The following is a 12,392-nucleotide window of genomic DNA, read 5'->3' on the forward strand; positions in this document are numbered from 1 at the left end:
TATGGAAAAAGAAATAACAACATATCATAAAGAGCTGACAGAATTCGTGGAAACAATGCCTTCTTTTCCAGCCTCGTCTTTCAATGCAACGTTTGAGTATGATACCGGAAAATTAATTAAAATCTTACAGAAAAAAGAGGTATTTGAAATATGCAATACGGACGAAGAACAGTATGATTCAATAGACCGGACTGACCGGGAACTAGGAAAAATTGTTTCCGATCTCCTTAGAGAAACAAATCTGGATCAGTCCTTAAAAGATTACCTTGATATTGAAAAGAAAATTGAAGACTCTTTTTCCGGAAATCTCTATATGTACGCCAAGCAAGGAGCGTTATCTGTAAAATCACTTTATTACTATAAGATCAAGGATTTTCCAAAGGCTCTTACCTTCACTTTAGAATGTTTGGTTCTGAATGACTATCTCGTCCAGCAGGGTATTTATACTTTAAATTTAAGATGCTTTGAGCAGAATAAAAACATCTCAAGAATATATTTCAGAGACCACCAGGAAGAATCCGGACACCAGCTTATATTCAATCTGATTAACTATCTTCTTAACGGGGTTAATGAAAACCTTTACGGGAATATTTTCAGCCATAACCAATATTGGATGAAAGTACCCATTATAAGAGAAACTTATTCATATGAGCTTTTTACGATGATCACCGAAGACATGATCAGGTTTAATATTCACAGTAAAGAATTTCTGCCGGATAATTGGTACTCAGGGTTAGATTTTGAAGTCAACACTCCGGACAGACAGATTATCTATAACTGGATCTACATCAATAAGCAGCTTCGGGATTCCAATTATAAAGATTATTTTCAGGGTTTAATGTATTATTTCCAGCAGTCGTATAATCAGTTTTATGATATTCTGAAAATATCTTTGCTTCTTGATCTTTATAAGTTTGCAGAAAAGAACAGCTCTGTAAATCCTGTACTGACACGGGAAATCATTGATTTTATGGAAAACAAATTATACTTTAATCAATCGATCCGTACACTTCTTATTAAAAATATTTTCAAAGCATAACGTATATGAAAATTATTATTCAGCATGATCAGATGGATTGCGGCCCGGCATGTCTTGCCATGGTAGCCAGCAATTATGGAAAAAACTACAGTCTTCAGTATCTGCGTGACAATTCATTTATCACGAAAGAAGGAGTGTCTATGTTCGGTATCGTTGAAGCATCAAAAAAAATCGGTTTTGAGACATATCCGGTAAAACTCACCATAGAAAAACTGATCAGCTCACAAGAATCTTTCCCCTGTATCCTTTACTGGGGTAAAAACCATTTTGTGGTTCTAAAGAAAGTAACTAAAAAATTTTTGTCCTCAGACTATACTTTTCAGATTGCAGATCCGGCACACGGGTTGATCTCCATTAAAGAACAGGAATTTAAAAAATACTGGATTTCCAATGACAATATGGGAATAGCTTTATTTTTAAAGCCTACCGCAGAATTTTTTAATCTTCAGGTTCCGAAAGAAAAAAAAATAACCCTGAATTATATCCTGCAATATCTTACTCCCTACAAAAGACAGCTTATCGTCATGTTTTTTTTATTGTTGGCAGGAAGTGCTGTAACCCTTGCCTTTCCTTTTTTGACGCAGGCATTAATAGATGATGGAGTAAGTGCAAAAAATCTTAATCTCATCGCATTAATTCTTCTTTCACAATTAGGATTATTCCTGGGATCAATCACTATAGAGGTGGTCAGAAACTGGCTCATGCTTTTTATAGGGACCAAACTGAGCATTACCATTATCTCGGAATACTTAAAAAAGATGCTCCAGCTTCCCATCAGATTTTTCGACACAAAAAAAATGGGGGATTTCAATCAGAGGATACAGGACAATGAAAGGATAGAAGAATTTCTTACTTCACAGAGTTTGCTTACATTTTTCTCCATTATCAATTTTTCGGTTTTCTTTGGAGTTCTTCTTTATTACAATTATACTATCCTCACGGTCTACCTGATTCTTACGGTGCTCTCTATAGGATGGTCTTATTACTGGCTGAAAAAAAGGAAAGTTTTAGATTACCTCCGCTTCCAGCAGCGTGCAGAAAATCAGGAATCCGTATTTGAGATCATTAAAGGTGTTACGGAAATGAAGCTTAATCAGTTTGAAGATTTCAAACGCAGTCAGTGGGAAGAAGTACAGCAAAAGTTATTTAAAGTAAATATTAAAATACTAAAGCTAAATCAAATTCAGCTTTCTGGTTTTGAATTTATGAACCAGCTGAAAAACATTCTTGTCACTTTTCTGGCTGCAACGCTTGTTGTGAATGATAAGATGACTTTGGGTGGACTGCTTAGTGTCTCTTACATTATCGGCCAGATGAATTCACCGGTTAATCAGCTCATCAGTTTTTTCCGGTCACTTCAGGATGCAAAGCTCAGCCTGGAAAGGTTGAACGAAGTACAGAACTATCCTGCTGAAGAAAGTCCGGGACAGGTAGCATTACCTTTATATACAGAAAATAATTCTGAACTCAAAGGAATCAGTTTCGACGACGTAAGTTTTCAATACGCAGGCAGTAAATCTCCCTATGTATTAAAAAATATCAATCTCTTTATTCCCGAAGGAAAAATAACAGCTATTGTAGGGGCCAGCGGCAGTGGCAAAACAACGCTGATGAAACTCCTGTTAAAATTTTATGAGCCTACAGAAGGCAAAATTTCGTATGACGACATCAATATTAATGATATATCTCCCGAAAACTTAAGAAGCAGTTGTGGAGTGGTAATGCAGGATGGATATATATTCTCCGACAGTATCGAAAGGAATATTATAACCGGTGAAAAAAATGCAGATCAGGCAAAACTCAGACAGGCTGTAAAAACGGCCAATATCGAGGAGTTTATTGAATCCCTTCCTTTAAGATATGAAACCAAAATAGGTGCTTCAGGCAATGGAATTTCCGGTGGACAGAAGCAGCGTATTCTTATTGCACGTGCGGTATACAAAAATCCACATTATATTTTTTTCGATGAAGCTACATCAGCTCTGGATTCAGAAAATGAAAAAATTATTCATGATAATCTTCAGGAGTTTTTTAAAGGAAAAACAGTGATCATCATTGCGCATAGACTTTCAACGGTCAAAAATGCAGATCAGATCCTGGTTCTTAAAAATGGAGAACTTATAGAGAAAGGAAATCATCAGCAATTAGTCAGCGAAAGAACCGAATATTTCAATTTGGTCAAAAATCAATTAGAGCTGGGACTGTAAGAAAAACTTTTTCAATGATCAGATTCAGATGTCACTATAAAAAGTTCAGTATTGAAAATGTAATGTGAAAATAAGTTACATAAAACTATGGTAATTCATCTTTAATTTATCATTCTAAAATTTTAAATGATAAATTACCAAAATAAAAAAGGGAAAGTAATACTTATTACTTTCCCTCTTATTGTAGCGAAGACGGGAATTGAACCCGTGACCTCAGGGTTATGAATCCTGCGCTCTAACCAACTGAGCTACCTCGCCGTTTTGGTGGTGCAAATATAGAAAATATTTGTTTACCACCAAAATTATTTTAGCTTAAAATATTCTAAAACATCTCCCACATGGTCTGGTTTATTGATTATCTTATTGTTAGCATCTAAAATAAAATACGTCGGAGTTGCATGAACATTGTAAGTATCTACATAACTACTGTTCCATCCTCTTAATTCGGAATCATTGATCCAAGGGAATGCCGCAATTTTTTGAGTATATGAAGCTTTATCTGTATCTAATGAAAGACCGATAATCTGAACATTTTTTGACTTTAAATCATTGTATTTTTCCAATAATTTCGGCAGTTCACTTTCACAGTGTGAACATGTGGACGACCAGAAAATAATCACTTTTTTATCAGCTTTCACATCATACAGCGACTTGGCAGATGTATTGGCTGCTGACTGAAATTTAACGTTAGGAAAGGTTGCTCCCATTTCAACATTGGCATTAGATTTTAAAGTCGTCGCCAGTCTGTCATTAATGGTACATTTAAGATTTTTGGCCAATGTAAGATATTTAGTTTTAAATTCTTCCATATCATACGCATCAAAAATATCAATAAGCTCTGAAAGAACAGTCTGCCCTCTCGGAGTTTCAACCTTTAAACGGTCTAAAAGCGTGTCTACTGAACCTGCAACATTGGTATTGCCTCCCGAATTAAGATAGGAGACCAAAACAGGTCTTAAAAGGGAAGAAGACTCAAGCATATCATTAGACTTATCCAGGAAGTTAACAATATCATCAGGAGTGACCTTTTTAGCAGGATCTGTAGAATTAGATAAGAACTTACTGTAGTTGGTATTATAATATGAAATAAACGGATGTTTTGCCGCATCAATGCTATTGCTTGTTCCGGAAAGTCTCTCTATTTCTGTTTTAAGTGCTTTTCCGAATTCGGTATTGTCTTTATAATACTCCTTGATTTGTGCTAATGCCGGAAGAATGAGTTCTTTTTTCTGAGAACCTTCCTGCTGTCTGCTCATAAGATCATTGGCTTCATCAAGATAGGCGACGTCTTTGATCTTATTATTTTGCACCTCAAGTTTTACACTTACGTTTTTATTTTCAGAAATAAAGCTCACCGCATTATTTGAAGCAGGAAAATAGACTTTCATCATTCCCATATAATGATTGGGATATTTAAAAGTCCATGTATTATTCTTGCTCTGTTCTTTTGTCACGATGATGTCTTTGGAACCGTTTAATGTATATAGAATGGCATCCTGATCTTTAAATTCGGCAGGAGCTTGTACTGTAACGGTAAACTGGGCCTGCAAAGAAAATGCAGCTAATACTGCAGATAATATATATATCTTTTTCATAAAGTAAAAATAAAAAAACTCTCTGATTAATCAGAGAGTTTAATGCTATTTTAATAAAATTTTAGGCTTTTACGCTTTTAATTTTTTTTGTATAGAATATAATAAGTGCAATGGCAACTACAGATAGCAGATAAACATACGTATCAATAGGTGATGCTGCAGCTCCTGGTCCTACTGTTCCTGTACCCCCTCCTCCTGGTACGGGCGGTATATCATCTGCCTTGACCAGCAGCACTGCAAATAGAAAAAGAGCGGATAATAGTTTACTAATAGTTTTCATAATATTTATTTTAAGATTTTAGTGTTAACAGTTTCTCCCTTATCAGAAACAATTTTTACAACATAAGAATTTTTAATAGCGCCGTTAAGCTCAATTACAAAATCCCTAGATGCATCAACTGCCTTTTTAGAGATAACCAGTTTACCGCTCATATCATAAACTTCAATATCTGCTTTTTTCCAGTTTGGATCGAATCTAACAATGTAGTTGGTAATTTCTGCATTATATACCACCACTGTTCTTGAAGGTGTAGCCGCAATATCTTTTGTCGTTAACACCACATTGCTCGGTTCCCCGTAATATAGATCATAAGATGAAACAGCGTTAGGTGCAATTCCTCCCTGCTTTGCCTGCTGTACAGTACCGTTAGATGCTTTATAGTAAAAGCCGATACCAGCAGAAAGCAGATGAGTTCCGGCAGGAACTAACTCTCCGTTTTCTCTTATTTCAAATTTATAAGATTTAACTTTATCTGTTCTGTAATTTACAAGTTTCACATTTTTACCTGCAAAATTACTTTCATTGGCTTCATTGATATATAACCAATATTGTCCTGTATAATTGGTATCATATCCTCCATTTAAAGCTTCTTCATATGTACCAATCATATTTTCTGGAGTAGATGTTGCCTGAACAGTAGTAGCTACAGAAGTCTGGTGACCTGTAGTAAAATTAGGTGAAACTACATAATAAGTTCTCGCTACTTCTTTTCCATCAGCATCTAACCCAATGACTCCTAGTTGTTTTACAGTTCCTTCAATACTTTTACCACCGTTTTTGGCAGCAGTAACGCTATAATCAGTTGCTGCAGCTCGTACCGTCTGGTTAAACCTTCTAAGAGTATTAAAATTCAATGTCTGTGCTGCAGAGGTTCTTAATTTCAGCACAAAAGTCTGCATTGGCTTGATAATCATACCAATATCTCCAACCGGAACTCCTCCGGGAGTAGTATAAGTCTGAATTAATGCTCCTGCACTGTAAGCATTTCCTTGAGCCCCTACCATTACAGTACCTGGATCGTATCTAACTCCCCAAATATTAGAGATGTTATTTCCATCAGTAGTTCCTGCATTTTCTACATATCCAATTCTTGATAAATCAAGATTGGTTAAGAAAGGATTTCCAAACTGATAAATATTTTTACCGTATGTGTTTCCCCATGGAGTAATTGAAACTTCGAATTGATCCTGTAGATAGGTATTGTACCTTTCGTTATACGCATTAACAGTGGTACCTCCTGGTCCAAAAGGGACGTTTCCTCCATTTTGAAGCGTGGTATTGCTTGCCAATGTAGTAAATGGACGACCGTTAACAGTACGAAGCGCACTACTTGTGTCCAAATTATTATTGGCAGATCCCAACATATAATATATGGTACCATCAGTGGTTGGAGCAAGTAAATCTGTAAAATCTGCAACAGCTGCTGTGTTGTTTATTTTTAAGATTTCATTGTTGCTTCTTCGTGTGTTAGTAAATGTTTTACCAAGCTCAGTGGATAATGTATTCAAAAGTTTACCAGAGAAAGGGATTGCGACCTGCTGGTAAAAATTGCCATTTCCATGTTTCTTGGTTCTGAATTCTTTACTTACGATTCCGGTAATCTGTCCCTGGCTTAAACCATCAACATATAATTGTCCGTAAGTAGATACGTCGTCGGTAGCCGTTGGAGTATTAAGTCTTAAAATAATATTTCCACCATCGGTTTTATCTCCACCGCCAGTGTCAACTGTTTTAAACGCATCTCCGGCTGTACCTACAACCATAACGTTTCCATGCACATCCAAAAGGCCATTACCTCTTGTCTGTACACCTCCACCACTATAAACAAGGGTGCCTTCGCTCACATACATATTAGCATTAGTGTCAACGTGACATAGTATCTGCGCCTGAACAGAGTAACTAATTGCTAAAAGACCTATAGCAAATAAACTTTTTCTCATTGTATAAATTATTTGTGTGTTAATACAATCTTCACCCGCAAAGGTAAGATTTTTTTTAATAGAAAAAAAAATATTTTATTTATTAACAAAAATATTATCCTCAGTTAATATGATTTCCTTCTCTTCCCCTATTGAAAACATATAATCTTCCAGTACCTTTTCGGTTGTTCCTCTTAAGCCTCTGGCCCCCAATCCCTTTTCAATCGTTTCTTCTACGATCTTTTCAATGGCACCGTCTGTGAAAACCAAATTGGCACCGTCCATTTTGAACAGCTCTACAAACTGATTGATAATGGAATTCTTAGGTTCTTTCATAATTCTTACCATGGTCTCTTTGGTGAGTTTATCGAGGTAAGTAATGATTGGAAATCTACCCAAAAGTTCAGGAATTAATCCGAAAGTTCGAAGATCAATAGCATTAATATGGGTTAAGATATATTCATCTTCATCCGTTTTATTGATTTTTTCAGAGCTGAATCCTATTGCCTGTTTATTCATTCTTCTTTCAATGATCTCTTTGATCCCATCAAAAGCACCTCCCGCAATAAAAAGGATGTTCTGGGTATTCACCTGAATATATTTCTGATCCGGATGCTTTCTTCCTCCCTGAGGCGGAACGTTGACAATACTTCCTTCCAGAAGTTTCAACAGTCCCTGCTGTACTCCTTCTCCGGACACATCTCTTGTAAGACTCGGGTTATCTGATTTTCTAGCAATTTTATCGATCTCGTCAATAAATACAATTCCTCTTTCAGCTTTTTCCACATCGTAATCAGCCACCATAAGAAGTCTTGAAAGAATACTTTCCACATCCTCTCCTACATAGCCTGCTTCTGTGAGAATCGTAGCATCCACGATACAGAAAGGAACATTCAGCTCTCTCGCAATGGTTTTAGCCAAAAGCGTTTTCCCTGTACCGGTCTCACCTATCATAATGATATTTGATTTTTCCAGCTCTACTTCTCTGTTTTCATCTTTAGCGTGAAGAAGTCTTTTATAATGATTGTAAACCGCGATCGACAGTTGTTTTTTTGCCTGATCCTGTCCAATTACATATTGGTTAAGAAATTCTTTGATTTCTTTCGGTTTCTTAAGTTCGTCTATATTTTCTGCAGGACCAGAAGCCCCAGGTTTGGAAACACTGTCTTTTACAATAACGTGCGCCTGTTCGATGCAGTTTTCACAGATAAATCCGCTCTGCCCAGAAATAAGCATTTGTACTTCATTTCTTTTTCTGCCGCAGAATGAACATTGATTTGAATTCATACTATATTATATAGGTTAAAGAAAATCGTAAAAAATTTCTTTTTTACGATTTTATACTTTTTAAGAATTAATAATTGAGTGTTGGATCTCTTTATATTCTTCGTCTGTTAATTTCAATCTTTCATTTTTGAAGTTCATGTCTTCCACCTGGTTTAAGGGAATAAGGTGAATATGAGCATGCGGAACTTCAAGTCCAACTACAGCTACTCCTACTCTTACGCAAGGCACTGCATTTTTTATCTTTTGAGCGATCTGCTGTGCAAATCCCCAAAGGTTTTTATATTCTTCGCTTTCCAGATCAAAGATCAGGTCAACTTCTTTTTTAGGAACTACCAGCGTATGTCCTTTCACCAGGGGCATTGCATCAAGGAATGCTATAAAATTGTCATCCTCGGCAATTTTGTATGAAGGGATTTCGCCGTTGATGATCTTTGTGAATATACTGCTCATATTTTTAGAAGTTAAATTCCGGATTTTGTACTTAGATTATAGAGTAATTTCCAATACCTCGAAAGACAATTTGTTTCCGTTTGGCAATGTAATATCTGCTGTTTCGCCTATTACTTTTCCAAGCAATCCTTTTGCGATAGGGGTATTCACAGAAATTCTTCCTGTCTTAAGGTCGCTTTCATTATCCGGTACCAATGTAAACACCTGTTCCAGGTTGGTTGCATTGTTTTTAAGTCTTACCGTTGTAAGGATAGAAACCTTTGAAGTATCTAATTGACTTTCATCTATGATCTTGGAAGTTGAAATAATATCTTTAAGCTTTGAAATTCTCATTTCAAGCATACCCTGAGCCTCTTTGGCCGCGTCATATTCGGCGTTTTCAGATAAATCTCCTTTATCTCTTGCTTCTGCAATCTGCTGGGTAATTTTTGGTCTTTCTACAGTTTCTAACTGTTCCAGCTCAGCTTTCATTTTCTCTTGTCCCTCCTTTGTTACATAGCTTGCCATAATTTTCAAAATTTAGGTTTGGTATAAAAAAATAATCCGACATTTGCCGGACAATGTATTACGTGTTATATCGTTTAACTTTTACAAATATATAAAAATTTAAATTGAAATGAAAAAAACTTTTTCAATACTCTCTATTTTAACCCTACTGATTTTCAGTAATTTAACTATAAACTCATGTGGAAGCAGAGAAGATACGGTAAGCTGCTTTCCCAACAACCCTATTAATGTATCTTTAAACCTTAACCTTCCTGCTTATAATGCTCTTAACTATGACGGAAGCTGGATTTATGTGAATGAGCAGCAATCCGGAACAAGAGGACTGATCGTAGTCCGTGCGGGAGACACCTTCAAAGTATACGACAGAAATGCCCCCCACATTTGCCCTGATGCCAACACAACCCTTGAAGTTAAAGACAATATCAGTGTTCTTTGCCCTAAAGACAATACCAGATGGATTCTGAGAACAGGTCAGCCGGAGACCGGAGCAAAAACATCCCTTCCGCCTAAAACCTATCTTTACAATTATGACTTTGCCACTAAAAATTTAAATATTTACTATTAAAATGAAGATCGTTATACAGAGAGTTTCTGAGGCCAGTGTAAAGGTAGAGGGCCAGATTGTCGGGGAAATTGGAAAAGGACTGATGCTATTGACCGGAATTGATGAGAATGATGAAAAAGCTGATGCAGACTGGCTTGTCCAGAAAATTTTAAACCTCAGGATATTTGGTGATGAAGACGATAAACTGAATCTTTCTGTAAAGGATATTTCAGGAGAAATCCTTTGCATCAGTCAATTCACATTGATTGCTGACTATAAAAAAGGAAACCGTCCATCATTCATCAAAGCAGCCAAACCAGATAAAGCGATCCCTCTATTCGATTATTTCAAAGAGGAAATAGCTAAATCCGGATTAAAGACCGAAAGCGGAATTTTCGGAGCGGACATGAAGGTCTCTCTCATTAATGACGGCCCCGTGACGATCGTCATGGACTCCATCACCAAAATCTAACAACGGAAACAAAATATCCCCGTCTGTAACTTAAGTCTCCAAAGCCTTAAGATTTGAATAAAAAATGCTCTATTCATGCACCTTGATTTTAAATTAATATCCGGATTTTTCTTAACCTTCAGTCTTTATTTCATGGGGTATGCCCAGAGTCGTGATGAACTTTTAAAGTCAAAACTGGATTCTGCCTTTTCAGAATTGTTTAAAGCAGATGAGCCGGGTGGTGCTGTTTTAATCCAACAAGGGAATAAGGTTTTGTACGAAAACTCTTTCGGACTGGCTGATCTGAAAACCAAAGATAAGTTCACCAGCAAAACCGTTTCCAACCTGGGTTCTATTTCTAAAACGTTTGTGTCTTACGGAATTTTGGTCCTTCAGAATCAACACCAACTCTCAACAGATGACAATCTGCTGAAATTTTTCCCGGATTTCAAGAACAAGGATATCGCCACTAAGATCAAACTGCGCCACGTCCTTACCCATAGCTCCGGGTTGCCGGATTTGAGAAATGTAGACAAAGACAGTATATTTTACCTTACGGCCAAAGATGAAGAGAATTTCAAGCCGTTAAAATTTGCAGATTCTCTGGCGTTTGAACCGGGAACCCAATTCGAGTATTCAAATCCGGCTTACAATGGACTGGCAATGGTTATTGAAAAGACCAGCGGCATGAAATGGCAGCGTTTTATCCGTGACTATATTTTTAAGCCTTCAGGAATGAAAAACAGCCGGATCACGGATGGCAGCTTTCCGGATAAAAATGTAGCTCATGGTTATATTTTGAAGGATAAACGCTATCAGGAATATGACTATGGCGAATACCCTACTTTTACAGCGGCCGGAAACGGAGGCGTGTGGAGCTCTATTGAGGATCTGAAAAAGTATATGACAGCAATCAGTCAATGCAGGTTTACGGACTGTTCTGTTATTGAAGCTTCAAAAAAGGTGTATAATCCTTCTGGCTGGAAGGACAAAAAACCCGCCTACCATACCGGAACCTGGTTTGTTCATCAGGGTTTTTATGCTGATACAAAAACAGAAGAAACGGTAAATGTTATAGAACATGCCGGTGATCAGGGCGGTTTTAAATCTCACCTCATCATGATCCCTGAAAAAAACATTTCCATTGTATGGCTGACCAACAATAATAAGTTTATTACAGGCCATATCCGCAGAATACTTCTTCAGATGAAATACATCGACTAAACAGATTTCATCATCTCCTTATTTCTTCGATATAATTTTTACATTATTAATTACAGAATATTAAAATTATTGCTATTGATTTAATTTCACAAAATTGTGATTTAAATTAATTTTATCAATATATTTATTGATTATACTTTACGATTATCAATTCATTAATTAAATTCGTTTATTAATATTCTTATTTCATGTTTTTCATTTTTTTAATTATACATTTGGTTTACAACCATTTAATAAAATATTATGAAAACAGAAATTAGACTTTTCACCTTTTTTATTTTCAGCTTTTTCCTGTCTTTCGGTCAGAATCCGACTGATAGAAATGCCCCCCTCAACTCAAACATTTATGTATGTTTTTCAAAAAACATTACTTCTGAAAAAACAGCGCTCAGCCAAAATCCTGAGCTCGCAGAATTTGTTAAAACTTATAAGATTTCATTCATCAATGATTTCGGTTTTAGTGAACGAAAGCTGGACGAAATGATCAAAGACAGCAGAGCCAACGGTAACTCAGGAGAATCTGTTGAAAAACTCAAGCGAATATTCAAAGTCAATATTCCTCTGCAAAATACGGAAGCAGCTGATAAATTGGCCCGTACGCTTGAAAAATTCCCGGAAATAGAATATGTTTCTGTGATGAGCAGTACTCCAATAGAACCTCCTTTTGTCAAAGCATTCGTGGCTACTCCTGACCTGGAAAGTGTGCAGACCTATCTGAATGATAATCCTGGAATTAATGCCAAATATGCCTGGTCAAGAGGAATTACGGGTCAAAATATCAGAATTCGTGATGTAGAATATGGTTTTTACAAAACGCACGAAATGCTATCCAATCAAAATTCCATCCAACTGGAGACATGATACACCCCGAATTCAGGTTTATCGGGGA

Annotated in this window: 12 protein-coding genes and 1 tRNA gene; 6 read left to right on the forward strand and 7 right to left on the reverse strand. The window is 36.4% G+C overall.

Annotated elements, in window-relative coordinates; translation table 11 throughout:
* Position 1: 1 nt before the first annotated feature.
* The gene (locus tag BW964_RS09685) at positions 2–1,039 is read left to right on the forward strand and encodes a hypothetical protein (protein ID WP_076506829.1); all 1,038 of its coding nucleotides are present in this window, start codon (positions 2–4) and stop codon (positions 1,037–1,039) included.
* A gap of 5 nt (positions 1,040–1,044) precedes the next feature.
* Positions 1,045–3,246 carry a peptidase domain-containing ABC transporter gene (locus BW964_RS09690; RefSeq protein ID WP_076506831.1) on the forward strand — a complete coding sequence of 734 codons (2,202 nt, stop codon included), beginning with the start codon at positions 1,045–1,047 and terminating at the stop codon, positions 3,244–3,246.
* A 184-nt stretch (positions 3,247–3,430) separates the two neighbouring features.
* On the opposite strand, the gene BW964_RS09695 is transcribed toward BW964_RS09690, so the two are convergent.
* From BW964_RS09695 to greA, 7 genes are all read right to left on the reverse strand, one after another.
* A tRNA-Met gene (locus tag BW964_RS09695) sits at positions 3,431–3,504 on the reverse strand.
* Between the two features lie 44 nt (positions 3,505–3,548).
* Positions 3,549–4,841: a TlpA family protein disulfide reductase gene (locus tag BW964_RS09700; protein WP_076506833.1), complete on the reverse strand. Its 1,293-nt coding sequence runs from the start codon at positions 4,839–4,841 to the stop codon at positions 3,549–3,551.
* Positions 4,842–4,902: 61 nt separating this feature from the next.
* Positions 4,903–5,121, reverse strand: a complete 219-nt coding sequence (locus BW964_RS09705) for a signal peptidase (protein WP_076506834.1) — start codon at positions 5,119–5,121, stop codon at positions 4,903–4,905.
* A gap of 5 nt (positions 5,122–5,126) precedes the next feature.
* Positions 5,127–7,061 (reverse strand): T9SS type A sorting domain-containing protein, encoded by a 1,935-nt coding sequence (locus BW964_RS09710; protein WP_084175776.1) that lies wholly within the window; start codon positions 7,059–7,061, stop codon positions 5,127–5,129.
* 75 nt (positions 7,062–7,136) lie between these two features.
* Positions 7,137–8,327, reverse strand: coding sequence for an ATP-dependent Clp protease ATP-binding subunit ClpX (gene clpX / locus BW964_RS09715; RefSeq protein WP_076506836.1), 1,191 nt, complete (start codon positions 8,325–8,327; stop codon positions 7,137–7,139).
* Positions 8,328–8,387: 60 nt separating this feature from the next.
* Positions 8,388–8,777: an HIT family protein gene (locus BW964_RS09720; protein ID WP_076506837.1), complete on the reverse strand. Its 390-nt coding sequence runs from the start codon at positions 8,775–8,777 to the stop codon at positions 8,388–8,390.
* Between the two features lie 36 nt (positions 8,778–8,813).
* On the reverse strand, positions 8,814–9,284 hold the full coding sequence (gene greA / locus BW964_RS09725; RefSeq protein WP_076506839.1) for a transcription elongation factor GreA: 471 nt from the start codon (positions 9,282–9,284) through the stop codon (positions 8,814–8,816).
* Between the two features lie 109 nt (positions 9,285–9,393).
* On the opposite strand from greA, the gene BW964_RS09730 reads away from it, so the two are divergent.
* The 4 genes from BW964_RS09730 (at position 9,394) to BW964_RS09745 (ending at position 12,364) form a co-directional block, all read left to right on the forward strand.
* On the forward strand, positions 9,394–9,849 hold the full coding sequence (locus BW964_RS09730; RefSeq protein WP_076506840.1) for a hypothetical protein: 456 nt from the start codon (positions 9,394–9,396) through the stop codon (positions 9,847–9,849).
* A 1-nt stretch (position 9,850) separates the two neighbouring features.
* Positions 9,851–10,300: a D-aminoacyl-tRNA deacylase gene (gene dtd, locus BW964_RS09735; protein ID WP_076506842.1), complete on the forward strand. Its 450-nt coding sequence runs from the start codon at positions 9,851–9,853 to the stop codon at positions 10,298–10,300.
* Positions 10,301–10,375: 75 nt separating this feature from the next.
* Entirely contained in the window at positions 10,376–11,503 is a 1,128-nt protein-coding gene (locus BW964_RS09740) for a serine hydrolase domain-containing protein (protein ID WP_076506844.1), read from the forward strand.
* A 243-nt stretch (positions 11,504–11,746) separates the two neighbouring features.
* A complete protein-coding gene (locus tag BW964_RS09745) occupies positions 11,747–12,364 on the forward strand; it encodes a hypothetical protein (RefSeq protein WP_076506845.1) in 618 nt (205 codons plus the stop codon).
* Positions 12,365–12,392: the final 28 nt, after the last annotated feature.

The sequence above is a fragment of the Chryseobacterium shigense genome (assembly GCF_900156575.1).
GTDB classification, from domain to species: Bacteria; Bacteroidota; Bacteroidia; order Flavobacteriales; family Weeksellaceae; genus Chryseobacterium; species Chryseobacterium shigense.

Coding starts and splice junctions, on each gene's coding strand:
- BW964_RS09685 (WP_076506829.1), top strand. CDS start 2: ATGGAAAAAGAAATAACAACATATCATAAAGAGCTGACAGAATTCGTG.
- BW964_RS09690 (WP_076506831.1), top strand. CDS start 1,045: ATGAAAATTATTATTCAGCATGATCAGATGGATTGCGGCCCGGCATGT.
- BW964_RS09700 (WP_076506833.1), bottom strand. CDS start 4,841: ATGAAAAAGATATATATATTATCTGCAGTATTAGCTGCATTTTCTTTG.
- BW964_RS09705 (WP_076506834.1), bottom strand. CDS start 5,121: ATGAAAACTATTAGTAAACTATTATCCGCTCTTTTTCTATTTGCAGTG.
- BW964_RS09710 (WP_084175776.1), bottom strand. CDS start 7,061: ATGAGAAAAAGTTTATTTGCTATAGGTCTTTTAGCAATTAGTTACTCT.
- clpX (WP_076506836.1), bottom strand. CDS start 8,327: ATGAATTCAAATCAATGTTCATTCTGCGGCAGAAAAAGAAATGAAGTA.
- BW964_RS09720 (WP_076506837.1), bottom strand. CDS start 8,777: ATGAGCAGTATATTCACAAAGATCATCAACGGCGAAATCCCTTCATAC.
- greA (WP_076506839.1), bottom strand. CDS start 9,284: ATGGCAAGCTATGTAACAAAGGAGGGACAAGAGAAAATGAAAGCTGAG.
- BW964_RS09730 (WP_076506840.1), top strand. CDS start 9,394: ATGAAAAAAACTTTTTCAATACTCTCTATTTTAACCCTACTGATTTTC.
- dtd (WP_076506842.1), top strand. CDS start 9,851: ATGAAGATCGTTATACAGAGAGTTTCTGAGGCCAGTGTAAAGGTAGAG.
- BW964_RS09740 (WP_076506844.1), top strand. CDS start 10,376: ATGCACCTTGATTTTAAATTAATATCCGGATTTTTCTTAACCTTCAGT.
- BW964_RS09745 (WP_076506845.1), top strand. CDS start 11,747: ATGAAAACAGAAATTAGACTTTTCACCTTTTTTATTTTCAGCTTTTTC.